Here is a 26,772-nt window from a genome sequence, read left to right as displayed (position 1 = left end):
GATGCTTCTCCTACTCATTATTTCAGTCCATTATTTTTACTTACTTCCTTAATCCAATGCCCTGACTTTTTAATCGTTTTAATCTGAGTGTGAATATTATTGGATATAAATCCGTAACGATTGCGATACGCATTTTTCCATGACCAGCAATCAATTGGTGTCCATAAGTGATAACCGAAGCAATTCGATCCTTCTTCAATCCCCTTATGAAGCCATTCTAAATGCTCTGTAATAAAATCAATACGATAATCATCATCGATAACGCCCTCTTCATTTAAGAAGCGCTCTTCTTGTGAAACACCCATTCCATTTTCAGAAACAAACCAGTCAATATTTTTATAATTATCACGAATATTAATGGCAATATCATATAAAGCCTCAGGATAGATCTCCCATCCTTTATCGACATTCATTCGTCTTCCAGGCATGTCATAAGAATCATAATAACGATCTGGCATCCAATTAGCTGTACTATTTGGTGAAATATCAGGCGCCTTCACACGGGATGGATGATAGAAATTCACACCCAACACATCAATTGTATTGGCTTTAAGAATCGCCAACTCCTCTTCCGTTGACTCCCATATGACTTTATCTTTTGTCAAAAGCTCTACTAATGCAGCTGGGAATTCCCCAAATACCGCTACATTTAAGAACATTTCATTTCTCCATAGGTCGGCAATTCTACCTGCTTCTATATCCGCCTCATGGTCACTAGCCGGATATGAGGGAGTGAGATTTAAAACAGTCCCAATTCGCGCCCCTTTTTGCGGAAGATCTAATTTACGAAATGCTTGAATAGCCTTTGCTGACGCTAAGTTAAGATTATACGCAACTTGTACTGCCTTTTTCCCATCGATTAGCTTCGGATAATGAAATTGATACAAGTATTGCCCATCAACTATAACCATCGGCTCGTTAAATGTAAACCAATCCTTTACACGGTCACCAAACAACTCGAAACATCTTTCAGCAAACTTTGCAAACAGCTCCACAACATGTTTTGATTCCCAACCACCATATTTATGGTAAAGCTCAACTGGTAAATCAAAATGATGCAATGCCATTACAGGTGTAATTCCTTGCTTGATAAATTCATCAATAATCGCATTATAATACCTGACGCCATCTGGATTTACTGTAGCTGTTTCAAAATCATCTATTAACCGTGTCCATTGAATGGAAGTACGGACAGAATTCAAATTAATGTCCTTCATTAATTGAATATCCTCAGCATAACTATGATAAAAATTAGAAGCTGTATCGGGCCCTACGTGGTCGTAAAACTCTTCTGGTTCAACCTCATACCAATAATCAAAAACGTTCGCGTGTTTCTTATTAAATCGTCCTTCACTTTGTGGCCCTGAAGTTGCAGCGCCCCACCAAAAGTTTTCCGGGAATTTTCTCATTGTCCAGTCTCTCCTTCTATGCTTTTATTCTGTAATTGCTTTTAAATGAAATAGTTTACTATTAAAGTCCTTAATTTTCTCTTTCGCCCAGTACTCACTCGCTTTACCAATAAAGTTCTCGCCAAATAATAGACCAATTTGCATAAGATCATCACCAAATCTTGACACGTCAGAATCATTAATTCTATAAAGCTTGTCTTCTGCTAGTCCCTTTAAGACTAAGCGCTCATATGGACGATTCGGTTTTGCCAACACTTCATAATAACCAACAATCGCTTCTGATTGGTCTTCCGACACAACCATCCAAGCAGTTTCATTACTTGTAAATGGACTACTTAAGCGAATAAATTGTCCTTGCTGGAATAGCTTACGATGCTTTTTGAAAAAGACTATATCCCTTTTCACTTGCTCTTTTTCTTCATCTGACAGCAAAGTAATATCTAATTCATAACCAAATGTTCCGAAATAAGCTACATTCGTCCTCATTTCAAGACTTGTCATCCTACCCACCTGATGGTTTGGAACAGCTGATACATGACTGCCCATGCTCGATAAAGGATAGACCAATGATGTTCCATATTGAATTTTTAATCTTTCCACTGCATCTGTATCATCACTTGCCCATGCTTGAGGTGCGTAGTACAGCATTCCAGGGTCAAATCTTGCTCCGCCACCAGCACATGATTCAAAAAGGATATGTGGATACTTCTCTATCAATCTTTCATATAAACGATACACCCCTAGAATATAGCGGTGATACACTTCGCCTTGCTGCTCTGCCGGTAATGCTAGGGAATAAGCTTCAGATATATAACGATTCATATCCCACTTAATGTAGTCCACATTGCCATCAACTAAAATAGCATCCATCTGTTCAAAAATGTGATCCACAACTTCTTGTCGAGAAAAGTCTAGGACGAACTGATTTCTTCCGTGAGAAACGCTTTTTCCTGGTACTTGCATAATCCAATCAGGGTGCTCTTGAAACAACTTCGTATCTTTGCAAATCATCTCCGGTTCAAACCATAGCCCGAATTTGATGTTCAATTGTTTAACTTTTGTTGACAGCCCTTTGATCCCATCCGGCAACTTGTCCCTATTCTCGAACCAATCACCGAGAGATGATGTATCATCATGACGCTCTCCAAACCAACCATCATCCAACACAAATAATTCCATCCCTAATTCTGCGCCCGTTTTTGCAATATCAAGGATCTTTTCTTCATTAAAATCAAAATAAGTAGCTTCCCAGTTATTGACTAAGATTGGACGCTCCTTGTCTCTCCATTCTCCTCGTGCCAGTCTTTTTCGATATAAATTATGGAATGTCTGACTCATGTCATTCAACCCATGTTCTGCATATACCATGACAGCTTCCGGTGTTTGGAAAACTTCTTGAGGCTTTAACTGCCAGCTAAATTCAAAAGGGTTAATGCCAATCATTGCTCGTGTTACTTGATACGTATCAATTTCCACTTGAGCTAAAAAATTCCCGCTATAAATTAAACTAAAACCGTATACTTCACCATGATGCTCTGTCGTGTCTGGGCGAACCAATGCCATAAATGGGTTATGGACATGACTACTTGCTCCGCGGGCACTCGAAACCGATTGAGTTCCTGTTATGATCGGCGTTCTTTCCATCTGATTTTCGCGAGCCCACGCACCATTTAAATGGACTAATTCAAAATTCTTGTCCGGAAAATCAATACTTGCACTCATCGCCGCTTCTAAACTAAACGTTTCCGCACCATGATTTACATACTTCGCACTTCTAGCAATTGCCGAGTAATCAGCAAATACGGTGTAAAACAAATGAAGCTTAAGTTCAGAATATGTATCTTGAAGAATAATTTCTAGCGTCTCTGCTTCTGTAGAATCTTCAACATACGTTGCAGGTAATCCTGTTAAAGCTGGTTTTCCATGATAAGACTTATGCTGTTCATATCGAAAATCGGTAATTCGATCCCCTTTAGGATAACGGATTTGTTGTGCTGGATGACGAAAATCTGTTGCCCCAAAAGTAGGATATTCCTGTTTAATATGCTCCATGGAGGATGTATGATCACCCTCGAATTGATTATTGGAAGGACGAACTTCTCTTTCTGTTAAATAATCAAAGTGGTCTCGATGGCGCATACTTTTCCCAAAATACAAATGCTCTAATTGCCCATTATTTTGAATCACTCGAAATAGGTAACTGATTTTCCCGTTCGTTAAATGAAATTCTTTGGTAAGGTCATTCACCTTAATCATTTGAAAGTTATCATTCATTCACAAAAAACCTCCTAACCTTATCTCCTAATTTCGGCAAATATTCATGCCCGTATTCTGGGAACACAATCATTTCTTTTTTAGCATTGATTTTGTTATACACAGCGAATTGTGTAGCTGGGAAACAGACGCCGTCTTCTAAACCAATTGCCCATTTCACTTCTGCTTTTATGCGCGGGGCAAGATGTTGAAGGTCAATATATTCTAATGTACGGAAAAATTCTTCTTCCCTTTCGTGCATAGGGTCACGAAATCTAAACCAATAATGTAGTTCTTCATAGGCAGAGGCACTAATATCAAATTCAAATGTTTTGCGATAATCACTTAAAAATGGATATTGCGCTAGCACTTTTTTTATCCTCGGCTCTAATGCAGCACATACTAACGACAATGCACCGCCTTGAGAAGCACCTTGGGCAACTATGGATTGTTCATCTACTTCATCCATTGACATTAAGATTCTCGCCGTTTGAACTGTGTCCAAGAAAACTTGACGATAGTATAACTTTTTTGGACCTTCCTCAACTCCCCGGATAATGAAGCCCTTAAGTGCTGTTCCTTTGGCAACGGTATTATCCTCTGACAATCCTCCCTGTCCTCGACAATCCATCGCCAATACAGCATAACCTTCCGCTACCCAGGACAGCTTGTCAGTAAAGTCCCCACTATCTCCATGATAGCCATGGAACATTAGCATGCCCGGTACTTTACCTTGAATATGTTTAGGTCTAATATATTGACATCTTATTTTCGCACCATTCACACCGATAAAATATAAATTATAAAATTCAGCAATCTTTGAAGGGATTTCTACCTTTTCCAACTCATAACCCAATGATAGTTCATCAAGTTTTTTTAGTTCATTATCCCAAAAGTGATCAAAATCAACAGGTTTTTCTCCTTGCCCCATATACCCCTTATATTCATTCATTATTTGAGCTGCTTTCATGAATACACCCCCAGTATTATTATCGCTCTCATTATAATGTATATACTTAGTTATGTAAATGTATATTCTATATTATAATTTGTAAATTCATATTTATTTAAAAAAGGTCCATCTATGCACAGTATTATGTGCATAGATGGACCTTTTCCCGATAGGAGTATCTACTGTTTCACTTCGCCAAAATTTCATCAATCGCAGCTAATTCTTCTTTACTAAACTCAATATTTTGCAACGCTTTCACATTTTCCTCAATCTGACTCACTCGACTTGCACCAATTAAGACACTCGTTACAATACCATCACGTAAAATCCAAGCAATCGCCATTTCAGCTAATGTTTGATTTCTACCATTCGCTACCTCATTTAATTGTTTCACCTTGTCAATTGTCACTTCTACGTTGGCCTTATTTAGGAAAGGATTTGTCGTTCGGTTTGCACGTGAATCTTCCGGAATACCGTGTATGTAACGATTGGTTAGTAATCCTTGCGCCAATGGACTAAAGGCAATAGCCCCCAATTGCTTTTCTACTAAAACATCCTTTAAGCCATCTTCAATCCATCGATTAAATAGGCTATACGAAGGTTGGTGGATAATAAATGGGGTCTTCATGTCAGAAAATAGTTTACTGATGTCTCTTGTTTGCTGTGCCGTATAATTTGAAATGCCTATATAGAGAGCCTTTCCTTGCCTGACTAGCAAATCTAACGCTCCGGCTGTTTCCTCCAAAGGAGTATCCGGATCTGGACGATGTGAATAGAAGATATCCACATAGTCTACCCCTAATCTACGCAAGCTTTGATCCATACTAGACATAATATATTTCTTAGAACCCCCGTCCCCGTACGGCCCTGGCCACATATAATATCCAGCTTTAGTAGATATAATCATTTCATCACGATAACTTTTAAAATCCTTCTTCAGAATCCGACCAAAGTTTTCCTCCGCACTTCCTGCAGGAGGCCCGTAATTATTTGCGAGGTCAAAATGAGTAATTCCTAAATCAAAGGATTTCCGAACCATGGCACGGTAATTTTCAAATACATCAACATCACCAAAGTTAGTCCATAAACCAAGTGAAATAGCAGGCAATTTTAAGCCACTGTTTCCGACGTTTCGATAAATCATATTCTCATACCGCTTGTCATCTGCAATATACATATTTCTTAGCCCCTTTTATCAAATCAATTTAAGAATACGTTTTTATTTTTACGGAAACGTACTTTTATTCATAATACCCATTCGGCTCTGGAAGCTTTTGATACTCTTCTTTTACCGCCACTATCTCATGAATATAGTCCTGCAACTTCATAATAGCTAGTGAATTCGATGTATTATTACAAAGTGTCGCATACTGAATAGTATTCAAATCCCCATTTAGATGAATAATCCATTCCGTTCGTATTTCAGGTTCGGTCGCACAGTGTGCGTTTCCATCACTCTCAAAATCCAGCTCCCCCATCATATCGACAGCAACCATCTTCCTATAAATATCCTGCATCTCTTCATCCGTTAATGCTATAGATACCTCCACTACGCCATCCATCACTAAATCTTTCACAACAGTGTCTGTAAAAGTATCGACTTTCCGCTTGCCTCCCACCCCATACTCCACACTAAAATCAAAGTCATCAGGCATTTCTTTAGGATAAACCGTAGACGAACATGCCCCTAACATCAACATGACTGGCAAGAGCCATTTCCAACTCTTCGCACGCAATGAAAACACCCCTTTTCATTAGACATTTAGCTTAGTGTCACGTCCAAAAACACATAGCTATCCCGTTCATGCTGCCTCGAAAACACAACAGGCACACGTTCAGTGAAAATCGGTCCATCCACAACAACCGTATGGAATTCACCAGATTCTCCACACGAATCAATGCCGAGTGCATCCAATTCATCCATCAGTTCAATAGTAAATTTGCGGCCAATGAAATGTGCTGGCATCATTTTTGTATTGACCACAACAATATAGGCCTCGAATCCCGCTGCCACAAATTCCTCTAACAAGCTACGACGGGGCTCTAGCCATAATGGATGTACCGCCTTCATGTCAACCTTTGCACAGGTTTTCTGTACCCATTGTAAATGATCTTCAAGATCGATATCTCCGAAAACAGCATGGTCAATGTCCAACTTTTTGCATGCTTGCATGGCATCCAAAAACTGCGCCTCATAGCTACTCCAGCTCGCTCCCCGAATCATCAATGGCACGCCTAACTTTTCTGCCTGTGCCTCAACAACCGCAAAAGGTAGTGCATGCGATTTTGACCGCTCTTTATCCTCCTCAAACATTGTCCACAACCGTTGCGGAATACCTCCTGCTTGTAGCGCCCGATAATACGCCATTGCAGAATCTTTCCCACCGCTCCATGATGCAACAAATGGTATATCCTTCATTTTCCTCACTCCCTACTCTTGTATTTATTTTACCATAGCTTTACGATTACCTTACAAAATATTCCGTGAACTACATTACATTCATAAATCAAACTTTTCACGGCTATCCCCCGTCAAATAATTGTAACGTGTTCGCGACATGTTGGAAATTGGAGAAGGTGAATCTTTTGTCATGACAAAAAATGAGAAGTTTGAACTTGTTGAAAAATTTATAGTTGAAAACCGTGAAGCCCATTATCGGCTAGCATATAGCTATGTACGCAATAAAGAAAATGCGCTCGATATTGTACAAGATGCCATTGTAAAGGCACTACATTCAGTGGATCGACTCGATGAGTTAAGCTTTTTGAAAACATGGTTTTATCGGATAGTCGTCAATACGGCGATTGATTTTATCCGCAAGCATCAGCGGGTAACTGTGATGGACGATGACATTCTCGGTAGCTTTTTACCGCAACAGAAAGATGAATTTACGGATATAGACTTGCAAAACGCCATTGACCAGCTACCGCCGAAATACAAGACGCTTATCATTCTTCGATTTTTCGAGGATTTGAAAATCGAAGAGATTGCCGAAGTGACGGGCGACAATATCAATACAGTCAAGACGAGATTATATGCGGCATTGAAGAAATTACGTATTGAAGTTGGGGAGGAATTTAGATTATGAAAAAGTTAAATAAGCTGAAAAAAGATTATAGTGAAACAGAAATCCCGTCCGAGTTAGAGGATATTGTGAATGCATCTATCAACAAGGCAAAGGCTTCACGCAAAAAACGTCCCGTTTTTAAACAGTGGGCAATCGGTGCCGCTGCAGCAGCTGCTCTTTTTCTAGGAAGTATCAATATGAGTCCATCCTTTGCACAGGCAATGGCCAATGTTCCCGTACTCGGCACATTCGTCAACGTCTTAACCGTGCAACAATTGACAGTGGACAAAGAAACGTATCAAGCGGATGTCTCGACACCTGCAATTGAAGGGTTGAGCAATAAAGAATTACAAGCTACTTTAAACAATAAGTATATAGAAGAAAACAAAGTGCTTTTCGAACAGTTTGAAAAAGATGTTGCAGAATTAGAGAAGGCTGGCGGCGGTCATATGGGCGTAGACTCGGGTTATGAAGTATTGACCGATAACGACCAACTACTATCGATTGCTCGTTACGAAGTGAACACAGTCGCATCTTCTTCTACTATTATGAAGTATGACACGATTGATAAGCAAAATAATGTGTTAATCACATTGCCAAGTCTTTTTAAAGATGACACATACGTCGAAACAATTAGTGCTTATATAGCAGGTGAGATGGAGCGAAAAATGGCAGAAGACGAAAATAACATCTACTTTTTGAATTCTGAGTTTGCAGAGGACTTCCAAACAATCAAATTGGATCAGTCTTTCTATATTACCGACACGAACAAACTAGTTATTTCATTCGACAAATACGAAATAGCTCCTGGTTATATGGGCATCCAAACATTTGAAATCCCAACAGACATTTTGAAAAACCATCTTGTAGGCGATACGTATATTAAATAAGTCATGAAAAAAGCAGACACGCGATTGTGTCTGCTTTTTTCATGTCTGTTTAAGACGGCATCTTTGTATCTGTTGGTTGTGCATAGCCTTCTTTATAGGTTTCATCAATAAAATTACGTACTTCTGTTAACGTTTTTCCTTCTTGCGTCATCTTTACAGATTGTACCGCAATTTCAAGACAAACTTGGCAACGTGTTCCGTGGTCGTCCCACACGACAGATCCATCTTCACGAACCTCATCAACGAAACAGTTTGTGTTACTTTCATGACCCGCACTATCGCCACAGCCACAATAGCATGGCATATAGTCAAGAATATCCGTTGCTGTCCCCGCAACTTGGTAGACAAGGCGCATTTCTTTTGACTTATCATCTAGGAATGCTGGTAATTCAGCGGCAGACGCCGTTACTTCCTGCAAGTCACCATTTGGTAATTGCTTGTGTTGTCCGACTTCCAAATGGTCTTTTTCATGGTCTGTATCAGCTTTCTGACCACACGCTGCAACAACAAATGTCATAGCAAGCAAAATGAGCATTAATCGTTTTTTCATCTTATGTCCACTCCTACTTTTGAGTCTACTCTTCCATCATAGCCCAAACTAACAATTTCATGGGTTACGGAATTGTGGACAATTAAGAATGCCGTCGATTATTTTCTTGTTTAATCCAATGACGAATGCCTTTCCCGGCATGAGGCTCATCTGCAAAGCGTGGAATGACGTGTAAATGCGCATGCGGAATTGATTGACCACCTGTTTTCCCCGTGTTCCATCCGACTGAATAACCATCATGTCCATACGACTCTTCCAAATAGGATTTCGCTTTCAATAGAAGCTCCTGCGTGTCTCTCCACTCTTCTTTCGTCAGCAAAAACACGTCTGGCGCATGCCGTTTCGGAACAATTAAACCACTACCTTCCAAAACTTGTTGTTCGGAAGGCTTTTGAATATAAGCACATGTTGCGTTTTCAAAAATAATTTGTTGTTCTGGATCTGCTAGCAAGTTACAATACGGGCACTCTTTTTCGTACATGCCTCTTATCTCCCAATCATTTTCGATGGGTCGACATACTCGTCAAACTGCTCTTCTGTCAATAAACCCGTTTTCAGCGCCGCCTCTTTCAACGTTGTGCCTTCTGCATGGGCAGTTTTGGCGATTTTTGCTGCATTTTCATAACCAATATACGGATTCAATGCCGTTACAAGCATTAGTGAGTTTTGCACTTTGCGCGCAATTTCCTCACGATTTGGTTCAATACCTACTGCACAGTTATCATTAAAGCTAATCATTGCATCACTCAATAACGTCACTGATTGCAGGAAATTGTAAATGATGACAGGCTTGAAAACGTTTAGTTCAAAGTTCCCTTGACTCGCCGCAAAACCAATTGCTGCGTCATTCCCCATCACTTGTGCGACGACCATTGTCAGCGCTTCACTTTGTGTCGGATTCACTTTCCCAGGCATGATCGAACTTCCTGGTTCATTTTCCGGAATCGTAATTTCGCCAATACCGGAACGTGGTCCGCTTGCCAACCAACGTACATCATTGGCGATTTTCATAAGATCTGCCGCCAATGCCTTGATAGCCCCGTGAACATAAACAACTTCGTCATAGCTCGTTAATGAATGGAATTTATTCTGCGCAGAAGTGAACTCAATGCCTACTGCCTTACTAATTTCCTCCGCAACACGATCGCCAAATCCAGCAGGTGCATTCAAACCTGTCCCAACTGCGGTTCCGCCGATTGCGAGTTCCTTCATCGATTCAACACTATCTGTAATCATTTTTTCCGTTTTCTCCAACATGCGGTGCCAGCCACTAATTTCTTGCCCAAGTGTCAATGGCGTAGCGTCTTGCAAATGCGTACGACCGATTTTAATAATATCCATGAATTCTTCCGATTTTTTGCCAAGCGTTGCCTTCAACTGACCGATTGCCGGGATGAGCTGCTGTTGGACAGCAATAACACCTGCGACATGCAAGGCTGTTGGAAATGTATCATTCGAGCTTTGTGATTTATTAACATCATCGTTCGGATGTAGACGTTCTTCCTCGCCCCACTCCTCCAGCAATTGATTGCCACGGTTAGCTAACACTTCGTTCATGTTCATATTCGATTGTGTCCCACTACCTGTTTGCCAAACGACAAGCGGGAAATGATCATCCAATTTCCCCGCGATTACTTCATCCGCAGCAGCGGAAATAGCTTTCATTTTCGCCTCCGAAATAGCGCCATGTGCATGGCTCGCGATTGCTGCTGACTTTTTCAAATGTGCAAATGCGTGAACAACGCCTATCGGCATTCTTTCCTCGCCAATTTTGAAATTTTGCTTACTACGTTGTGTCTGTGCACCCCATAACTTGTCCGCTGGTACTTTAATTTCACCAAATGTATCATGTTCAATACGATAATCCATTTTCCCCATCACCTTTCAAGTGTAAGTGTTTTCATTATCTCATGACTGGTAGCTTTTTTTCATCCGCCCAGTCTTGGATGAACGCTTTTTGTATAGTGTTCAAATTTTTAGGTAATTCATCTTTACCAAAGAAACGGTGCGCTCTGCTTTCTGCTCCCCCCTGATTCAGTTCACCCGTATACTCATCAGAATGAAAAATGACTTGCACACTATACATCTGATCGCCATTCGGGTACGTTGCATAACCGGACTCCCCCGAATAAAGACCAAACAATTGCAGTCCTTCCACATTCAATCCTGTTTCTTCATAAGTCTCCCTCTTCGCCGTCTCTTCAAACGTTTCTCCAAGCTCCATCAATCCACCTGGAATGCACCAATTGTCTGCATCTGTGCGATGCTGCAGCAATATTTTTCCCTCGTTCGTAATAATGACACCGCATCCCACTGTTAACAGCGGTTCCTTGCCGATCATTTTCCTCATTGTTTGTATGTAGTCCATTGGATTTCCTCCTTATACACATGCCAAAATGACCCAGTTTCCCGAGTCTTTATTCCCACTTAAACTGCTTGGTTTCCAATACCTCTAAAAACGCATCAACTACTTCAGGATTAAATTGCGTCCCTTTCCCTGCCTGTAGCTCTTCGACTGCCTCCTCAATCAGCAATGCCTTCTTATAGACACGGTCTGTTGTCATAGCATCAAAGGCATCAACAACGGAGACAATAGCTGCTTCCAGAGCAATTTCATCTCCTTTTAAACCATATGGATAGCCTTTCCCATCGTAGCGCTCATGATGCTGTTCAACTATAAATGCAATGTCCTTTAACCATTCAACAGAGTGCCTGCGTACCATTTTCGCCCCCTCTGTCGTATGGGTCTTCATAATTTCCCATTCCTCCGCCGTCAGCTGCCCAGGTTTATTTAAAATATCTAACGGGATGGCACACTTGCCAATATCATGAAAATAAGCACCCCATCGTAAAATGCGAAGGCTTTCCTTAGACATATCTAGACGTTTCCACACTTCAATGGAGTAATCTTTAATACGGCTACAGTGGTGATATGTATACCCATCCAGTGCTTCGATTTCTTCTGCTTCCTTTTGAAGTATTTGCATTTCAAAAAAGATGACTTCATAGGTTACGGCATTCATCTTCATTAGAATTTCCGCGTCTGTTTTTCCATAAAACGTAATAGCTCGTCCATATTGGGATGCATCAACTACCTCACCAATTTCCATCAAACGGCGTTTACCGTCATGCTCCATTTCCACACTACCATCCAATAGCATATAGGATTCCACTAAGGCGTGTTGCATATTATATTGAGCCATAAAAAAATGATTTTCATGTAATGATAGGAGGGCATTTGACAACCCACCCCATCTTCCAAGTAAAATGATGTCCACCGAACCTAGATGGACAACTGGGTATCCTTCTTCTGTATAGTTAGCATACGACTGACTAAAATTAGTTGGCATACTCGCACTCCCTAAATTAAGTTGTATAGTCATCGAATAATGTCTGAATAATATAATTATAACAAATTGATCATTAACTTCCACACTTGCTGACAATTTTTATAGAAGAACAAAAGCGCTGGAGCCTAGACGCGAAATCTCTACGTCATAACTTATCCACAGTATGAGATTTCATAATTTCCCAAGCAATTAAAAAAGACCCAGTTGCCCGAGTCTGTTCTACTTTCCTTATTCACTATGTACATATCCTTTCACAAATACTACATAACTCACTAAAGTAGCTCTACTACAAAAAGCAGACGCATTGCCCCAAGTCTTCTACATTTCTTTATTTCCACTTAAACTGCTTGTTCTCCAATACCTCTAAAAATGCATCAACTACTTCAGGGTTAAATTGCGTCCCTTTTCCTGCCTGTAGCTCTTCGACTGCCTCCTCAATCAGCAATGCCTTCTTATAGACACGGTCTGTTGTCATAGCATCAAAGGCATCAACGACAGAAACAATGGCAGATTCCAACGCAATTTCATCTCCCTTTAAACCATATGGATAGCCCGTGCCATCATATCTTTCATGATGTTGTTCAACAATAAATGCAACATCTTTAAGCCATTCTACAGCATGTTCTCGTACCATTTTTGCACCTTCCGTTGTATGGGATTTCATAATTTCCCATTCCTCAGGGGTTAGCTTCCCCGGTTTATTCAATATCTCCAACGGAACTGCCCGTTTGCCAATATCATGAAAATAGGATCCCCATCTCAACAAAATAAGATTTTGCGTATCTCCCGGCATATCCAAGTGCTTCCATACTTCAATTGTATAATTTTTAATACGATCGCAATGATGATAGGTATAGCCGTCTAGTAATTCAATTTCTTCAGCTTCTTTTTGAAGCATTTGCATTTCAAGAAAATGTTCTTCATAAGCTCTTGCATCTATTTTAAGTAAAAAAGTAGCTTCTGTTTCTCCATAAAACGACACAGTCTCTTTATAGGTAGAAGCATCGATTATCTCACCAATTTCCATCAAACGACGACACCCATTCACCTCCATTTCCACAACACCTTCTAACAGCAAATAGGATTCCCTCTCGAAGCGTTTGTTGTTATACTTCGCCATAAAAAATTGGTTTTTATGTAATGTTAGAAGGGCATTTGACAACCCATCCCACCTTCCCAACAAAATAATTTCAACTGAGCTAAGGCGCAAGGTTGGATTTCCTTCTTCTGTATAGTTAACAAAGGATTTGTTTGAATGGGTTAGCATATTCTCCCCTCCCAAATTAAGTTGTATAATCGCCAAGATATATCTGAATAATTCAATTATAGCAAAATGATTATTAACTTCCTATACCCGCTTGCAATTCTTGTCGAATAAAAAAAGGATAATGTATCACGAAAAAGAGTCCACACGCAATAATTGCGCGCGGACAGCTAGTCATTGCGCGGATAACGCCAAGGATTGCGCGCAGACGGCTAGTCATTGCGCGGATAACGCCAAGGATTGCGCGCGGACAGCTAGTCATTGCGCGGATAACGCCAAGGATTGCGCGCAGACGGCTAGTCATTGCGCGGATAACGCCAAGGATTGCGCGCGGACAGCTAGTCATTGCACGGATAACGCCAAGGATTGCGCGCGGACAGCTAGTCATTGCGCCCACTTGCAATATAAAGAAAAAGAGTCCACACGCAATAATTGCGCATGGACTCTTTCCTCTTCTATTTATTTCACTTCATCAGCTACTACTTCTTTTTCAACAAGTTGTTTCGTATTCGCTGCCTTTACTTCATTTGTTAGCTGGTCAATACTCGGGCGAATTGTACCTTTTCCCGAATAATTCTCCAGCATTTCCTTCACATCAATACCCGAAGAAGCTTTCAATGTTTCTTGTAACGTAGTCATTAAGTTTGTTGCATACGACGTCACTTTATTCGCACCGCCGCCTTCGCCACCACCTGTGTCAACGACAGTAATTTTGTCGATGTTAGACAATGGACTTGCGATTTCCTTCGCATATTCTGGTAGCATTTTGACAATCATATCAAGCATCGCAGCTTGCCCGTACTGTTCGAACGCTTCCGCAATTTTACGTTTCGCTTCGGCTTCTGCAAGACCTTTCAGACGAATAATATCCGCTTCTGATTCCCCTTGGGCACGCTGGGAATCGGCTTTTGCCTGCCCATCAAGACGAACTTTTTCTGCATCCGCTGTTGCACGTGCCTCAATGCGGTACTTTTCCGCATCCGCTTCTGTAATTTGTTTTGATTTTTCAGCTTCTGCATTTTGCTCAATGGCATAACGATCCGCATCCGCTTTTTTCTTCACTTCAGAATCATATTGCTTCTCGCGACGTAAAATCTCTTTCTCTTCCAGCTCAATTTGCTTTTGACGCTCAATAATTTGAATTTGCATTTCCTGCTCCATAACTTCCTGCTTGGAAACGGCTGTCTGCAACTCATATGCTTGGTCAGCACGCGCTTTCGCTACGTCCTGCTCACGACGATAATCCGCAACTTTCAACTGATTCTCTTTTTCTGCTTCCGCAATTTCAGTCGCACGCTCAATTTCAGCTTTCTGTGCTTCTTTCGAGGCTTCCGCATTTTTAATACGCGTTTCTTTTTCTGCTTCAACCGTTGCAATATCTGCATCACGCTTCACTTGTGCAATACGTGGTTTCCCTAGAGAATCGAGGTAGCCATTTTTATCGCGTACATCTTTAATTGTAAACGACACAATGACAAGTCCCATTTTCGATAAATCCTGCGAAGCCACACGCTGCACTTCTTGCGAGAACATATCTCGGTTTTTATAAATCTCTTCAACTGTCATAGATCCAAGAATCGAACGCAAATGACCTTCCAATACTTCCTTCGCTTCGTTTTCACGGTCTACCTTTGATTTTCCTAAAAACTGTTCGGCAGCTGTCGCAATTTCCGAGATTGAACCACCAATTTTAATAATCGCCGTCCCGTCCGCCATAACCGGAACACCTTGCTCTGTATATACTTCCGGCGTCGTCACTTCTAGCTTACTCGATAATAAGCTCAGTGGCGTTGCCTGTTGGAATACCGGTAACACGAATGTCCCGCCACCACGGATGATTTTAATCTTGTTGCCTGACTCATCCGTATGTACATTTTTCGTTCCTATATAACTCCCTGTTACAATAAGCGCTTCGTCCGGACCGACTGTCTTATACTTCGCCACATAAACGAGAATCACTGCCAATAAAACAAAAGCGACAACTCCAACTACAATCCAAATTCCCATATCCATCCTATTATTTCCCCCTTGTAAAATTTATTTAAAGTGAAATGGTTCATACTCCTTGACGATAAATGTTCCATTTTTCACTTCAATAATAAGTACCTCTTTGCCATACGCAATAGCTGTATTCTCGTACCCTGCTGCTCTTTTCGATAAAACCCCACTCACTGACTCAATGACAATTTCACCAAAACCGTCTACCGGCACAGGGACAATCACTTTCGCAACCTGACCAGTTAATGACTCATCTGTATAAGCAATTGACACTTCCGCCGACCTGATTGGTAGCAGTACAAAGAAATACAGAAGAAAATCGAGTATAGCTGCAATAACTACTGCGATGACGATAATGATTCCACTATTCAAGGCTGTCACAAGCTCCAGTATATAGCCAGCGGCGGCGGCAAGTGTTATGAATGCAAGTATAATCGCTGGATCTAACAATGGACTTACCTCACCAATACCTTCTGCCATGTCACTGAAAAAGATGTACAGTACCGTTGCCAGGCCCGCGACAATCAACACCACCAAATATACTTGCATAATCGGCATCCCAAACAGTTCCATCCCATCACCTCCACTTTCACTTTTCTGCCTTACTATATATACGGGCAGTTATGGAATAAGTTTCAATTTACTAAAAATTAATTTCCCCTTCATTTCAATTTCGCTATCAGTTAAGACAATCCAATCGCTTAGCGTAAATATCGGTAACTGCTTAAGTCCATGAATTGCTTCAAAAAACTCTATCCCAATATTTATTTAGTAGAGCTCACGTCTGTTGATTAACCATTTTAATGCACCGGTGAAAAAGGCTTGAAAACTACCATTTTCACTAGATCATTTCCGGCTCGCTTTCGACGAAATAATCAAGACATCATTACCAAGGAGGAATTGCAGTTCCTTCCTCCCCCAGGAGCAAGGATGACTAGAAACGACTTCGTCATTTCTAGTCATCCTTTTTCGGTCATCTTGTTATGAATACTTGCCTATCGCGTACCTACAACGTTCAAGTGAAAAATGCAGTTGTTTGGCAAAAAAAGAATAGATGACTTTCTATAGAGTGTAAGTGCCCGAAGATGCAATTTCGGGCACACTTGCACTTTGTATAAGGTACTCCCACTTTACTTTTAGCAAGTTTTATAAGAATGTAATACTTCCTAAAATAACAGTGGGAAGGACCATGGTAAAAGCTTCAGCTGCCAAAATTGTATCTTTGGCGGCTTTTATCCACGTAAAAAGCTAGCTATTCTTTCTTCCCTAAAAGCATTAGCACTTTGTGTATAAGTGTTTTTGGAGAGCGATGGATGAACGACCACCATCCCTATACATAGAAACACCCCGGTAATCGTATAGAAGTCGTTCAATCCACAGCGAACCAAAAGAACTGTACACAGCGCGCATAGTGTTTGATTAAGTTATTTTTTGGTTAATCAGCAGGTGCGAGTAGAGCTGAACTAAAAAATACTACTTACAACGCTCAGCTCTTGGGGATTCTTTAGCTCAACTTATATCGTTAGTTGAACTAAAGAAAAGGGTACGCTAGTAAGGGACATTCCTATTACTGAATTATCACTTTTCAAAAGAACAACCCCCTTTTCGTAAAAGTTATGTTAAGTTTGTGTAAATCTTGTCGAAATTTGTCCCGATTTCTTATGATTTTGTTATGATGAGGACACAATAATTTATTTCCGGAGACGGATGGAGGCTAATGATGTTTAATCAACGTAAAACAGACCCTTTCTTCACTGCATTATTAACGATTGCAGAAAATGTACAAGAAGCAATCCACTATGCAGATAATTTCAAAGTAGAAACAGCCGCTGATTTAAAAGAAGTCAGCATTAAGCTTAAAAATTATGAGACAGAAGGCGACACACTTATCCACGAACTTATTACTAAGCTCAATAAGTCATTCATGACACCTATTGAACGGGAAGATATTTTACAATTAGCCATTAAAATGGATGATATCCTCGACGGTATTGAGCAATTTGCCGCTCATCTTGAAATGTTTTCACTCACTGACATTGATGAATACGTCCAAAAGTTCATGGAAAACATCGTGAAAAGTACGGATGAGATTGTCCTTGCTATGCAATTGCTTTCTAAAAGAAAACTGGAAGCAATGCGTGTTCATGCCGTACAAATTAAGGAATACGAACGAATTTGTGATGAGGTTCTTCGTACATCCATCAAACAGCTTTTCATCCGTGAGAAAGATCCAATCCGTATTATTCAGTTCAAAGACATTTATGAGCAACTCGAGGATATTGCTGATTATGGACAAGATGTAGCAAATACAATTGAAACAATCATTATGCGTAACGCGTAAGGAGGAGACTTATGGATACAATACTTTTCCTTACGATAATGGTTGTTATTTTTGCGCTCGCTTTCGATTTCATCAACGGATTTCACGATACAGCCAACGCCATTGCAACTTCCGTTTCGACACGCGCACTAAAACCGCGTACGGCTATTTTGATGGCGGCCATCATGAACTTTGTTGGTGCACTCACATTTACAGGCGTCGCAAAAACCATTTCAAAAGATATCGTCGATCCATTCGTTCTTGAGAATGGTTCGCTTGTAATCTTGGCAGCACTGACAGCGGCAATCGCTTGGAATCTGATTACTTGGTATTTCGGTATTCCATCCAGTTCCTCACATGCCTTGATTGGCTCCATCGCAGGTGCTGCTGTTTCTGCAGCTGGGTTGGGAATTTTGAATTACAGTGGATTTTTGAAAATTTTACAGGCATTACTCATTTCTCCGTTCATCGCACTTGCTGGCGGATTTTTGATGATGTCGTTGTTCAAGGTTCTATTTAAAAATAGGAACTTATTCAAAGCCAATACGCGATTCCGCTATTTACAAATTGGTACAGCTGCGCTACAAGCGTTCACGCACGGTACAAATGATGCGCAAAAAGCGATGGGGATTATTACAATGGCCCTAATCGCTGCCAATTTACAAACCGGCGACGATATTCAGCTTTGGGTACGAATTGCAGCAGCTACTGCAATGGGGCTTGGAACGTCAATCGGTGGTTATAAAATTATTAAGACCGTTGGCGGTAAAATTATGAAAATTCGTCCAGTCAATGGGGCGGCAGCCGACTTATCATCTGCCATCATCATTTTTGGAGCTACGTTGATTCATTTACCTGTCAGTACAACACATGTTATTTCTTCCGCCATTATGGGGGTAGGATCGGCTCAACGCGTTAAAGGGGTTAACTGGGGCGTTGCTAAAAAAATCGTTGTAACATGGGTTATCACATTACCTATTTCAGCAACGCTTGCTGCGATTATCTATCAGGTTCTGAATTTGTTTTTTTAATTTAGTCATTTCACTTGCATTCCGATTTAGGCTCTGTTATGATAAAGAAGAATTATTTTTGTTCGACGCGATGGTCTCGATACATCTTGACCGCTTCAAGACTTGAGCAAGGATAGTAACACAATGTATGCATATAGCATACGAGGAGGAAACAAACATGGAACAAGGTAAAGTAAAATGGTTTAACGCAGAAAAAGGTTTTGGCTTCATCGAACGTGAAGATGGCGACGACGTATTCGTACACTTCTCAGCTATTCAAGGAGAAGGCTTCAAGTCTCTTGAAGAAGGCCAAGATGTTACGTTTGAAATCGAGCAAGGCCAACGTGGTCTTCAAGCTACAAACGTTAACAAAAACTAATTTTAATTAACCATTCAAAAGCCAGTCCTTTCGAGGATTGGCTTTTTTCTTTGTCCAGATTTTTGCTGTCCCAGCCTTCGCCACGACAGTTTGGCTAATCCCCCTTGTATATAAGAATCAATGTTTCTATATAATCATCAGCGAAGGCGCCGAGCGTTGTTAGTAGGATTCTTTACATCAACATATATAGTTTTCACTTTCACACTAACAATTTCCCCTAAAAAAGACATCTCCAACATTTTCCGTTATGATAGAAGAATAGAGTCAATCTACATATCGAAAGGACGGATTGTATGCGTACACTCGCGCGATTTGTAACGAGCGCACATAAGTATATTATTTTTGCATGGATTGCGATTTTCATTGTGATGGCTGTTTTCGCCATTAAGTTGCCAGGACTTCTTGCAGGAGACGGCTTCGAAATGGACGGCGAACATGCCGCTGTCATGGATATCGTTTCTGACACATTTGATATGCCAGCAGAAACGATGTTTGTCGTTTTCGATGACATATCAGATGATAAAATCCAAACGACGCTTCATAATATCGAAAAGCTTGACGTAACGTCAGCGATTGCTTCACCGTTAGAAGAAGATAGCCAATATACAAAAGGTGTTGCCTATGCCCTGCTCCATTTTGATAATCAGACAGAAAATATGTCTGACATCGTCACAGCTATTCGAGATGCCATTGGCGACGAAAAGGGAATTACACTGACAGGTGCTTCTGCGATTTCAAAAGATATCAACACGGCCAGTCAGCGCGACTTAATGACAGCTGAAGCTATCGGCCTACCGATTGCGATTATCGTCCTTCTCTTCGCCTTTGGGACAGTCGTCGCCTCATTCATACCACTTATCATCGGCGTCGTTACCGTTGTCACTTCGTTCGGTGTGCTGACGATTCTGGGCGGACAAATGGATCTATCCATTTTTGTCTTAAATATCATCCCGATGCTTGGACTCGCACTCAGTATCGACTTCGCTCTGCTATTCATTAGCCGCTACCGTGAGGAACGCAGAAAGAGCGACATGCTAGAAGCTGTCTCTACAACTATCCGTACAGCAGGAAGATCCGTTGTTTTTTCTGCATTTTGCGTTTTCATCGGACTCGGTGCCATGATGCTTATCCGAGTTGATATTTTCCAGAACATCGCGATTGGCGGCATGATTGTCGTTGGTATGGCTGTACTTAGCTCCATTACCCTACTACCATCCGTGCTCATTGCTCTCGGTGATCGCATTGACAAATGGCAAATTCTCAAGCCAAAAGCCAAAGGCGCGGACAATTGGCGTAAATTCGCCTATCGCGTTATTAAACGACCGATCACCATTACAATCGTCGCCTTTATCCTGCTCGGTATCGCCATAGTTCCTGTGAAAAATATGGAGCTGACGATTCCAGCCATAGATTCACTACCTAAGTCGTACGATACCCGCCAAGCTTTTGAATTAATGGATGATACATTCGGTCTTGGTGACCAATCATCCGTCTATATCGTCGCAGAACGTGCACAAGGTTGGGAGAATACAGCAGGTCTTCAAGCTATGAAGACACTGGAAGAACAACTAACAAAGGATGCGCTTGTGGATAAAGTAACGACGATTTTTACCGCAAGTGACATTGATTCAGTTGAACAATGGGAGCAAGCCTTACAAGTACCCGAAATGGCGACCGGACTCACTCCCCTTGTGGAAACCTTCGTCAAAGACAAACAACTCATGATTCCTGTCACACTTGGAGCTGCTGGTGATTCTGATGCCGCACAACAATGGGTACGTGATTGGTCCGAGAAGGAAACAGCTGAGAATTTATTAATTGGTGGTCAACCGAAGTTCAATCAGGAAATCTTCGATGAAATATGGGATAAAATCGTCTACGTGCTCATCGTCATCGTCGTTTCAACGTTCTTCATCTTAATGATCGCTTTCCGTTCCATTTTAATTCCCATCAAAGCGATTTTGATGAATATCATTGGGTTGTCTGCAACGTTCGGAATTCTGGTCTATATTTTCCAATACGGACATTTCGGTCTTGAGTCCGGTACAATCGCGCTGATTATCCCTGTCATCGTCTTCAGTCTGGTCTTCGGACTCAGCATGGACTACGAGGTGTTCCTCATTTCACGGATGCAGGAGGAGTATGCGAATACGTTTGACAATGACCGCGCAACTGTAGAAGGGCTTGCGACGACAAGCAAGATTATCACGTCCGCTGCACTTATCATGATTGTGCTAACAGGTGCATTTGCCTTTACCGATGTTATGCCCGTTAAACAAATCGGGGTTGGTATCGCCATCGCGGTTGCTATCGACGCAACGATTATCCGACTACTTCTCGTGCCAAGCTTGATGAAAATATTTGGTAAATGGAACTGGTGGTTACCGTTCGGCAAAGGACTTTATCGCTCCGATAATCGACGGTTTGAACAAAAGAAATAAATCCACACGTACCATATAAAAAACGCACATCATGGACAGATAAATCCTTGATGTGCGTTTCTGTATATTATCGCGGCAATGTAAACAAAACGTCGCGCCCTTTGAATAACTTCTTGCCGTCATCTCCTGAAAATGGTCCAAAGATCAGTTCAAATTTCTTGTGGCGGTCGAACTGATATTTATCAAACAGGAATACGTGCAATTTCTCACCTGACTTGCCTGGTTCAAGCGTTTTTAACCTCTCAGGCTCAAGTGACCCCTGATAGAAATACCTAAACTCATTGTCATCTACACTCAATATCGAGCCAATGCCATCTAGCTTTATTGTTTCATCGGATTTATTGTCGATATTGAACTTAACCGTTAGCGCAACAATCCCGTCATCTGCAAAGTTGCGGAAGGTGCTCTTATATTGATCAGTTGGTTCAATTTCTGTATATTGAACACCTTCCAGCGTCACTTCCACACCTTCAAGCTCCAACTTTTGTCCAATGCCCGTCTTTTCAAAAATCATCGTTTTGTCTGCGATGTTTTGATTCGTCAAATCATCCCGGTAAAAGGCAGGTCCAGCAGCAATTGCTTCCTCATTGCCTGCACTATAAATAAAATCGAAAACAGCTTCTTCCAAATAAGCTTCCCTCATATCTTCTCGTTCGGAAGCACCTCCATCAATAATCAGTTTCGGCTTCGTCGTAGCTAGCTTGTCATACTGTTCGTTCGTCATGACAAACGATAGAAATCCCTGCTTCTTGAACCCAGGGGGATACTTATTGACACTGGCTGGATCACCCGAATGCAATACCTCTTCACGCGGCACCAATTTGAACTTATCCCCGTAAACGATGTCAAAACGATTATCCATGAGCAGTGACGCAAATCCAGCATAATAGACTGGGTTACCGCGCTTGTTTTCATAGGTAGCCAAGGCCGTAATGACATAGCCCTCCATATTCCCCTTGAATAAATACTCGGAATCACGGTTGACATCGGACACTTTTGTTACTTGGTACTCGTCAATAGTCACAACAAATCCATCCATATCATGGGCATAGCCTGGCTCTTTATTTGAATAAAGGACTTCAACATCGCCTTCGGTCATTTCTGCAATGTTCGGATTAAGAACGGCTGTATCATCTTGTATAACCGGTTCGTCTGGCTGTTCCCGTGCTTCTAAATTGACTCTCAACTCCTCCAAGGCATCGACCACCTTGGATACTGTTTCCCCTTTCCCTTCAACTTGCACTACTTCACTACTTTGCTCTGCTTCCACTTGCTCTTCAGGCTTTTTCTCATCATCTCCGCATGCTGCAAGTAAAAGTACACTTCCAGCTAGCATGAGTAATATTTTCCTATATTTCATTTTTTCTACTCCCCTTCAAATTTCTAGTTTTATAAATACCCACCTAATCAATTAATCATAGTAAGGCTATAAAGAAAACTAAAATTAGGAAAACAGAGTAAAATGATTAGGAAGGACTTGTTTATTTTCACATAAACCAAACATTAATCCCTATATATACTAGTTACTAATGCCTGATGACCGAAAGAACAAAAGCGCTAAAGCGCCTCTGTCCACGTCCCAAGTGTAAACAATTCACTTGGGACTTTTCTTCGCCCTCCGCATGGTTCCACCACAAAAAGGACATTCCATCTCAACTTCTTCGTCCTTCTTTAATTCCACTTGAAAATCTTGTACAACAAAATCAGGAACATCGTCTTCTTCACGACAATCCACACACTCAAATAATACTGTCTCCATTTCTTCGTTTAAACCAAATGGATCATCTTCCTGTAATGATTGTAGAAATTCTTTGCTCAATTCATCCCGTTCTTTGTTTCCTGTCATTTGCTGATTCTCCTCGTATTTTGATAATCTCCATCCCCTCCATGTAATGATACAAAAATCCATAGTCAGCATGCCAGATTTCCACTAAATCCATCTCACGATGGCAATGTGGGCACAGGAAAGGATCACGATTAAAGGCCTCAATCATACGCTGTCGATACGTTTTCTTTTTTTGTTTCCTCTCCAACAGTAATGATAATTGTCTTGTGCGCATGAACGCATAAAGGGTCAAAACTTGTTTTGCCTTTTTATGTTTCGTTCTGCTATACAACCCAAAACGACCCACCATTCTAAAGTGTTTGGGTGGGATGTGCTGTAAAATATTATATAGAAATCTATACGCAGACTGTTTCACATCTACTCTTTTTCCTGTTTTGTGATCCTCATACCAATACGTGACCATCTTACCGTCATATTCTTCTATGCGATATTCAGCAATTGCAGGTCTAGCCAAGTATCTACCGATGTATTTGGCAGCTCCTTTTGCATTTTGCATTTTCTTTTCCGCATTTACATAAAAGCCCTTCGGATAACGACTGTACAAGTCATTTACTAAATCCTGTGCTCTTTGATCATCAGAAAACCACTTTTTCACCAAATCAAGAAGTACTTTCTGCCAAGATTTCCTCAAGTATTCATACGGAATATATTCGCTTGGACTCCATTCGTTCCGATTATCAATTGCACCTTCTGTCACTAAAGCATGTATATGAGGATTGAATTTCAAATCCCTACCAAAGGTATGGATTACCGTAATAATACCTGTTTGTAACTGACGCTTCTTACTTTTCCGTTGGTAATAAAATTGAAAAACCTGAGCTACCTGTTGACTCAGTTCATTCAACTTTTTACGATCTTGAAAAAAGATGTTTCTAAGTTCCTGTGGAACTGTAAAAACCATATGACGATGTGGAACATTCAATATCAGTTCCTGCTGTTTATCGGACCAATCATCCGTATATTTTTTCCCGCACTTATTACAAAAACGACTTTTACATGTGAAACAAACGAATACAGGCCTTGGGTTCCCTTCGCATCCTAAACATTCATATTTAGCATACCCCAAATCAGAAGACCCGCATTTGATTGTTTTTAGAACTGTTTCCTTGATATCCTCTCGATAAGATTCCGGAAATAAGTGCTCGTGTAAATACCAAAATCCCACGAAATGATCTTTCAATATTTTCTTGATGACTCCTTCATTATCTCGGCCCATATTCCATCCTCCTATCGTTATACGAACAGTTTATCGAACAGTTATCCACAAGTCGAGAACTTTATAATTTCCTAGACAATTAAAAAGACAGAGTTTTCACTCTGTCCAAGTCTTATCCACTATTGCTATGGCAACTGACTCCATACCATTTTCACCTTTATCAAACGTTGCCATTACCGAAAAATAAATGGCCGCGACAATAGCGATTATAAACAGGACCATCCCAATAGCAAGATGTTTCCCCTTCACTTAGAATCACCTTGCACCTGTTTGAACTGCTCTTCCTTCAAATAAGCGACAGCTTCCGCATAATCGCCAAAGCTATCCTCCAAGTTCAAACCATGATATAAATTCCAAGCACCTAGTTCTTCCATCAACACTAGCTTTTCACCTGCAGCATTCGCCCAGTGCTGTTCAACAGCTTGTGCTTCCGCTTCCCCTTGTGATAACGCCGCGATAGAATCTGCAATTGTCTTACGTAATTCCTCTTCTGATGCTTCACGAATATTCACAAGTCCTCGCTCATCAGCGTCATACCCTACAATGCCAGCTACATAGACAAAACCATTGCCATTTGGGTGAAGATGCTGAACGACAACCGTTTTGTCGTACAAGCTGTCTTCATAATGATAGTTAACCCGCTTCATAGATACGTCTTTTCGCGTTAGTTCCGGGTAGGATTCGATAATTGCTTGCTTCTGTTCAAATGTCAGCATATCCGTTCACTCTTTTCCACTCTAATTTCGTTTAAGTATACCATTATTCTGCTGTCATCAACGTGTTTTCCACTCTGTAAAAATGATGATCAAGACAATAACTGCAATAGCAACTATATAAAACCAGCCCGGCACACTGCTTATTCCACCAAACATTGACCCGTCTCCTTCCTGTTAACACCAGAAATAATGGTGAAATCGATCGTAATCTCCGGTATAGTCATCTGCAGCGCCTCTTCAATCTTGTCCGCACTCGCTCCCCATGTCAAAGGCGTCATTTGTATAAGCGGCGCAAGGAGTCCATCAGCTAACGGGAATGTATACGTAATTCTCTCCGTGCTAACAGCGTCAAAATGCTCCGCCACTCGTGCGACGGGATCCGCTTCATCTTTTTGCCCTTTATCCTCATAAAAAATAGCTCTCAGCTCTTGTAAATAACCACTTTCCGGCACCGCTTTTACAAACAGTCCACCAGGTTTCAACAAACGGCTAAATTCTGCATAATTTGCCGGCGATAAAATATTTAAAATCACATCGAATTTGTCATCTTGAAATGGACAATTCGCAAGATCCGCCACGTTCCATATCAAACCTGGATACTCCTTCACAGCCGCCGTGATGCCTTCTTTCGCCAAATCGATGCCAACACCCGTCACATCACCGGCAAGCCTTTCAACAATCTCTGACAAATGCGATCCTTCTCCGCAACCTGCATCCAAAATAACGGTGTGTGGTTGTTTTTCCACAGTGTTGATAATCGCCTCCAAAACTCCATCAAAAAAACCACTCGTCATCACCGTTTTCCTAGCTCCAAACAACGACTGGTCATACTTTGTCATATGCGCTTGCGGTGCCAAATTTACATAACCATTTTTCGATAAGTCAAAGGAATGGTTATTCACACAAACAAGCCGTGACAACTCCACCATCTCCATTGTCGCTAAGCAAATCGGACATCTAAATAAGCTAGCATTGCGATCCATCACTTGTGCATTGATCATTTTTTTCGATAAAGTCATACCATCCAAACTCCGATCATCTGTTGTACTACTAGTATACCGTTTTTCGGCGAGGACTGGAAATACGGACAGTGTTATCATCACCACGGAT

General features: G+C 41.1%; 27 protein-coding genes. 6 read left to right on the top strand and 21 right to left on the bottom strand.

Annotated elements, in window-relative coordinates; translation table 11 throughout:
• Nucleotides 1-17 precede the first annotated feature (17 nt).
• The 6 genes from N1I80_RS01970 to N1I80_RS01945 all read right to left on the bottom strand — a co-directional run bounded on the left by N1I80_RS01970 (nt 18) and on the right by N1I80_RS01945 (nt 7,033).
• Nucleotides 18-1,409, bottom strand: coding sequence for a glycoside hydrolase family 1 protein (locus N1I80_RS01970; protein WP_340736297.1), 1,392 nt, complete (start codon nt 1,407-1,409; stop codon nt 18-20).
• A gap of 24 nt (nt 1,410-1,433) precedes the next feature.
• Complete coding sequence (locus N1I80_RS01965; RefSeq protein WP_340736296.1) at nt 1,434-3,683, bottom strand: alpha-galactosidase; 2,250 nt, start codon at nt 3,681-3,683, stop codon at nt 1,434-1,436.
• Nucleotides 3,676-4,632: an acetylxylan esterase gene (locus tag N1I80_RS01960; protein ID WP_340736295.1), complete on the bottom strand. Its 957-nt coding sequence runs from the start codon at nt 4,630-4,632 to the stop codon at nt 3,676-3,678. The genes N1I80_RS01965 and N1I80_RS01960 overlap by 8 nt, the downstream gene beginning before the upstream one ends.
• A gap of 169 nt (nt 4,633-4,801) precedes the next feature.
• The gene (gene mgrA, locus N1I80_RS01955; RefSeq protein WP_340736294.1) at nt 4,802-5,791 is read right to left on the bottom strand and encodes an L-glyceraldehyde 3-phosphate reductase; all 990 of its coding nucleotides are present in this window, start codon (nt 5,789-5,791) and stop codon (nt 4,802-4,804) included.
• Between the two features lie 64 nt (nt 5,792-5,855).
• Entirely contained in the window at nt 5,856-6,350 is a 495-nt protein-coding gene (locus N1I80_RS01950) for a hypothetical protein (protein WP_340736293.1), read from the bottom strand.
• A gap of 26 nt (nt 6,351-6,376) precedes the next feature.
• Entirely contained in the window at nt 6,377-7,033 is a 657-nt protein-coding gene (locus N1I80_RS01945; RefSeq protein WP_340736292.1) for a Dph6-related ATP pyrophosphatase, read from the bottom strand.
• Nucleotides 7,034-7,205: 172 nt separating this feature from the next.
• Between N1I80_RS01945 and N1I80_RS01940 the strand changes: the two genes are divergently transcribed.
• Nucleotides 7,206-7,703 (top strand): RNA polymerase sigma factor, encoded by a 498-nt coding sequence (locus N1I80_RS01940; protein ID WP_340739945.1) that lies wholly within the window; start codon nt 7,206-7,208, stop codon nt 7,701-7,703.
• Nucleotides 7,700-8,572 carry a DUF3298 and DUF4163 domain-containing protein gene (locus N1I80_RS01935; RefSeq protein WP_340736291.1) on the top strand — a complete coding sequence of 291 codons (873 nt, stop codon included), beginning with the start codon at nt 7,700-7,702 and terminating at the stop codon, nt 8,570-8,572. The genes N1I80_RS01940 and N1I80_RS01935 overlap by 4 nt, the downstream gene beginning before the upstream one ends.
• Nucleotides 8,573-8,621: 49 nt before the next feature.
• On the opposite strand, the gene N1I80_RS01930 is transcribed toward N1I80_RS01935, so the two are convergent.
• The 9 genes from N1I80_RS01930 to N1I80_RS01890 form a co-directional block, all read right to left on the bottom strand.
• Nucleotides 8,622-9,122 carry a PCYCGC motif-containing (lipo)protein gene (locus tag N1I80_RS01930; protein ID WP_340736290.1) on the bottom strand — a complete coding sequence of 167 codons (501 nt, stop codon included), beginning with the start codon at nt 9,120-9,122 and terminating at the stop codon, nt 8,622-8,624.
• A gap of 82 nt (nt 9,123-9,204) precedes the next feature.
• The gene (locus N1I80_RS01925; protein WP_340736289.1) at nt 9,205-9,603 is read right to left on the bottom strand and encodes an HIT family protein; all 399 of its coding nucleotides are present in this window, start codon (nt 9,601-9,603) and stop codon (nt 9,205-9,207) included.
• A gap of 5 nt (nt 9,604-9,608) precedes the next feature.
• A complete protein-coding gene (fumC, locus tag N1I80_RS01920) occupies nt 9,609-10,991 on the bottom strand; it encodes a class II fumarate hydratase (RefSeq protein ID WP_340736288.1) in 1,383 nt (460 codons plus the stop codon).
• A 34-nt stretch (nt 10,992-11,025) separates the two neighbouring features.
• Nucleotides 11,026-11,490 (bottom strand): NUDIX hydrolase, encoded by a 465-nt coding sequence (locus N1I80_RS01915; protein ID WP_340736287.1) that lies wholly within the window; start codon nt 11,488-11,490, stop codon nt 11,026-11,028.
• Between the two features lie 49 nt (nt 11,491-11,539).
• The gene (locus N1I80_RS01910; protein WP_340736286.1) at nt 11,540-12,472 is read right to left on the bottom strand and encodes an HD-GYP domain-containing protein; all 933 of its coding nucleotides are present in this window, start codon (nt 12,470-12,472) and stop codon (nt 11,540-11,542) included.
• Nucleotides 12,473-12,800: 328 nt separating this feature from the next.
• On the bottom strand, nt 12,801-13,739 hold the full coding sequence (locus N1I80_RS01905; RefSeq protein ID WP_340736285.1) for an HD-GYP domain-containing protein: 939 nt from the start codon (nt 13,737-13,739) through the stop codon (nt 12,801-12,803).
• Nucleotides 13,740-13,812: 73 nt separating this feature from the next.
• Nucleotides 13,813-14,124, bottom strand: coding sequence for a hypothetical protein (locus tag N1I80_RS01900; protein WP_340736284.1), 312 nt, complete (start codon nt 14,122-14,124; stop codon nt 13,813-13,815).
• Nucleotides 14,125-14,195: 71 nt separating this feature from the next.
• Nucleotides 14,196-15,749, bottom strand: coding sequence for a flotillin family protein (locus N1I80_RS01895; protein ID WP_445683627.1), 1,554 nt, complete (start codon nt 15,747-15,749; stop codon nt 14,196-14,198).
• Nucleotides 15,750-15,773: 24 nt separating this feature from the next.
• Nucleotides 15,774-16,307, bottom strand: coding sequence for a hypothetical protein (locus tag N1I80_RS01890; RefSeq protein WP_340736283.1), 534 nt, complete (start codon nt 16,305-16,307; stop codon nt 15,774-15,776).
• A gap of 1,147 nt (nt 16,308-17,454) precedes the next feature.
• Between N1I80_RS01890 and N1I80_RS01885 the strand changes: the two genes are divergently transcribed.
• The 4 genes from N1I80_RS01885 to N1I80_RS01870 all read left to right on the top strand — a co-directional run bounded on the left by N1I80_RS01885 (nt 17,455) and on the right by N1I80_RS01870 (nt 21,884).
• Nucleotides 17,455-18,075: a DUF47 domain-containing protein gene (locus N1I80_RS01885; RefSeq protein WP_340736282.1), complete on the top strand. Its 621-nt coding sequence runs from the start codon at nt 17,455-17,457 to the stop codon at nt 18,073-18,075.
• A gap of 11 nt (nt 18,076-18,086) precedes the next feature.
• Complete coding sequence (locus N1I80_RS01880; RefSeq protein WP_340736281.1) at nt 18,087-19,085, top strand: inorganic phosphate transporter; 999 nt, start codon at nt 18,087-18,089, stop codon at nt 19,083-19,085.
• Nucleotides 19,086-19,242: 157 nt separating this feature from the next.
• Complete coding sequence (locus N1I80_RS01875; protein WP_067205063.1) at nt 19,243-19,443, top strand: cold-shock protein; 201 nt, start codon at nt 19,243-19,245, stop codon at nt 19,441-19,443.
• Between the two features lie 293 nt (nt 19,444-19,736).
• Nucleotides 19,737-21,884, top strand: coding sequence for an MMPL family transporter (locus tag N1I80_RS01870; RefSeq protein ID WP_340736280.1), 2,148 nt, complete (start codon nt 19,737-19,739; stop codon nt 21,882-21,884).
• A gap of 67 nt (nt 21,885-21,951) precedes the next feature.
• Here N1I80_RS01870 and N1I80_RS01865 read toward each other — a convergent pair whose 3' ends face one another.
• From N1I80_RS01865 to N1I80_RS01840, 6 genes are all read right to left on the bottom strand, one after another.
• Complete coding sequence (locus N1I80_RS01865) at nt 21,952-23,244, bottom strand: DUF5068 domain-containing protein (RefSeq protein ID WP_340736279.1); 1,293 nt, start codon at nt 23,242-23,244, stop codon at nt 21,952-21,954.
• A 234-nt stretch (nt 23,245-23,478) separates the two neighbouring features.
• Nucleotides 23,479-23,730, bottom strand: a complete 252-nt coding sequence (locus N1I80_RS01860) for a hypothetical protein (RefSeq protein WP_340736278.1) — start codon at nt 23,728-23,730, stop codon at nt 23,479-23,481.
• Nucleotides 23,705-24,946 carry an IS91 family transposase gene (locus N1I80_RS01855; protein WP_340736277.1) on the bottom strand — a complete coding sequence of 414 codons (1,242 nt, stop codon included), beginning with the start codon at nt 24,944-24,946 and terminating at the stop codon, nt 23,705-23,707. Before N1I80_RS01855 ends, N1I80_RS01860 begins: the two co-directional genes overlap by 26 nt.
• A gap of 96 nt (nt 24,947-25,042) precedes the next feature.
• Nucleotides 25,043-25,195 (bottom strand): hypothetical protein, encoded by a 153-nt coding sequence (locus N1I80_RS01850; RefSeq protein WP_340736276.1) that lies wholly within the window; start codon nt 25,193-25,195, stop codon nt 25,043-25,045.
• Nucleotides 25,192-25,662, bottom strand: a complete 471-nt coding sequence (locus tag N1I80_RS01845; protein ID WP_340736275.1) for a hypothetical protein — start codon at nt 25,660-25,662, stop codon at nt 25,192-25,194. The genes N1I80_RS01850 and N1I80_RS01845 overlap by 4 nt, the downstream gene beginning before the upstream one ends.
• 140 nt (nt 25,663-25,802) lie before the next feature.
• Nucleotides 25,803-26,681, bottom strand: coding sequence for a methyltransferase domain-containing protein (locus N1I80_RS01840; protein ID WP_340736274.1), 879 nt, complete (start codon nt 26,679-26,681; stop codon nt 25,803-25,805).
• Nucleotides 26,682-26,772: the final 91 nt, after the last annotated feature.

This window comes from Sporosarcina sp. FSL K6-3457 (genome assembly GCF_038007285.1).
Classification (GTDB): Bacteria; Bacillota; Bacilli; order Bacillales_A; family Planococcaceae; genus Sporosarcina.
Note: the sequence above shows the minus strand (reverse complement) of the source record. Positions and strands in the feature narration are given on the sequence as shown.

What these genes read in the sequence shown, in the direction of transcription:
- N1I80_RS01970 (WP_340736297.1), bottom strand. Translation starts at nt 1,409, where the DNA reads ATGAGAAAATTCCCGGAAAACTTTTGGTGGGGCGCTGCAACTTCAGGG.
- N1I80_RS01965 (WP_340736296.1), bottom strand. Translation starts at nt 3,683, where the DNA reads ATGAATGATAACTTTCAAATGATTAAGGTGAATGACCTTACCAAAGAA.
- N1I80_RS01960 (WP_340736295.1), bottom strand. Translation starts at nt 4,632, where the DNA reads ATGAAAGCAGCTCAAATAATGAATGAATATAAGGGGTATATGGGGCAA.
- mgrA (WP_340736294.1), bottom strand. Translation starts at nt 5,791, where the DNA reads ATGTATATTGCAGATGACAAGCGGTATGAGAATATGATTTATCGAAAC.
- N1I80_RS01945 (WP_340736292.1), bottom strand. Translation starts at nt 7,033, where the DNA reads ATGAAGGATATACCATTTGTTGCATCATGGAGCGGTGGGAAAGATTCT.
- N1I80_RS01940 (WP_340739945.1), top strand. Translation starts at nt 7,206, where the DNA reads ATGACAAAAAATGAGAAGTTTGAACTTGTTGAAAAATTTATAGTTGAA.
- N1I80_RS01935 (WP_340736291.1), top strand. Translation starts at nt 7,700, where the DNA reads ATGAAAAAGTTAAATAAGCTGAAAAAAGATTATAGTGAAACAGAAATC.
- N1I80_RS01930 (WP_340736290.1), bottom strand. Translation starts at nt 9,122, where the DNA reads ATGAAAAAACGATTAATGCTCATTTTGCTTGCTATGACATTTGTTGTT.
- N1I80_RS01925 (WP_340736289.1), bottom strand. Translation starts at nt 9,603, where the DNA reads ATGTACGAAAAAGAGTGCCCGTATTGTAACTTGCTAGCAGATCCAGAA.
- fumC (WP_340736288.1), bottom strand. Translation starts at nt 10,991, where the DNA reads ATGGATTATCGTATTGAACATGATACATTTGGTGAAATTAAAGTACCA.
- N1I80_RS01915 (WP_340736287.1), bottom strand. Translation starts at nt 11,490, where the DNA reads ATGGACTACATACAAACAATGAGGAAAATGATCGGCAAGGAACCGCTG.
- N1I80_RS01910 (WP_340736286.1), bottom strand. Translation starts at nt 12,472, where the DNA reads ATGCCAACTAATTTTAGTCAGTCGTATGCTAACTATACAGAAGAAGGA.
- N1I80_RS01905 (WP_340736285.1), bottom strand. Translation starts at nt 13,739, where the DNA reads ATGCTAACCCATTCAAACAAATCCTTTGTTAACTATACAGAAGAAGGA.
- N1I80_RS01900 (WP_340736284.1), bottom strand. Translation starts at nt 14,124, where the DNA reads ATGACTAGCTGTCCGCGCGCAATCCTTGGCGTTATCCGTGCAATGACT.
- N1I80_RS01895 (WP_445683627.1), bottom strand. Translation starts at nt 15,749, where the DNA reads ATGGATATGGGAATTTGGATTGTAGTTGGAGTTGTCGCTTTTGTTTTA.
- N1I80_RS01890 (WP_340736283.1), bottom strand. Translation starts at nt 16,307, where the DNA reads ATGGAACTGTTTGGGATGCCGATTATGCAAGTATATTTGGTGGTGTTG.
- N1I80_RS01885 (WP_340736282.1), top strand. Translation starts at nt 17,455, where the DNA reads ATGTTTAATCAACGTAAAACAGACCCTTTCTTCACTGCATTATTAACG.
- N1I80_RS01880 (WP_340736281.1), top strand. Translation starts at nt 18,087, where the DNA reads ATGGATACAATACTTTTCCTTACGATAATGGTTGTTATTTTTGCGCTC.
- N1I80_RS01875 (WP_067205063.1), top strand. Translation starts at nt 19,243, where the DNA reads ATGGAACAAGGTAAAGTAAAATGGTTTAACGCAGAAAAAGGTTTTGGC.
- N1I80_RS01870 (WP_340736280.1), top strand. Translation starts at nt 19,737, where the DNA reads ATGCGTACACTCGCGCGATTTGTAACGAGCGCACATAAGTATATTATT.
- N1I80_RS01865 (WP_340736279.1), bottom strand. Translation starts at nt 23,244, where the DNA reads ATGAAATATAGGAAAATATTACTCATGCTAGCTGGAAGTGTACTTTTA.
- N1I80_RS01860 (WP_340736278.1), bottom strand. Translation starts at nt 23,730, where the DNA reads ATGACAGGAAACAAAGAACGGGATGAATTGAGCAAAGAATTTCTACAA.
- N1I80_RS01855 (WP_340736277.1), bottom strand. Translation starts at nt 24,946, where the DNA reads ATGGGCCGAGATAATGAAGGAGTCATCAAGAAAATATTGAAAGATCAT.
- N1I80_RS01845 (WP_340736275.1), bottom strand. Translation starts at nt 25,662, where the DNA reads ATGCTGACATTTGAACAGAAGCAAGCAATTATCGAATCCTACCCGGAA.
- N1I80_RS01840 (WP_340736274.1), bottom strand. Translation starts at nt 26,681, where the DNA reads ATGACTTTATCGAAAAAAATGATCAATGCACAAGTGATGGATCGCAAT.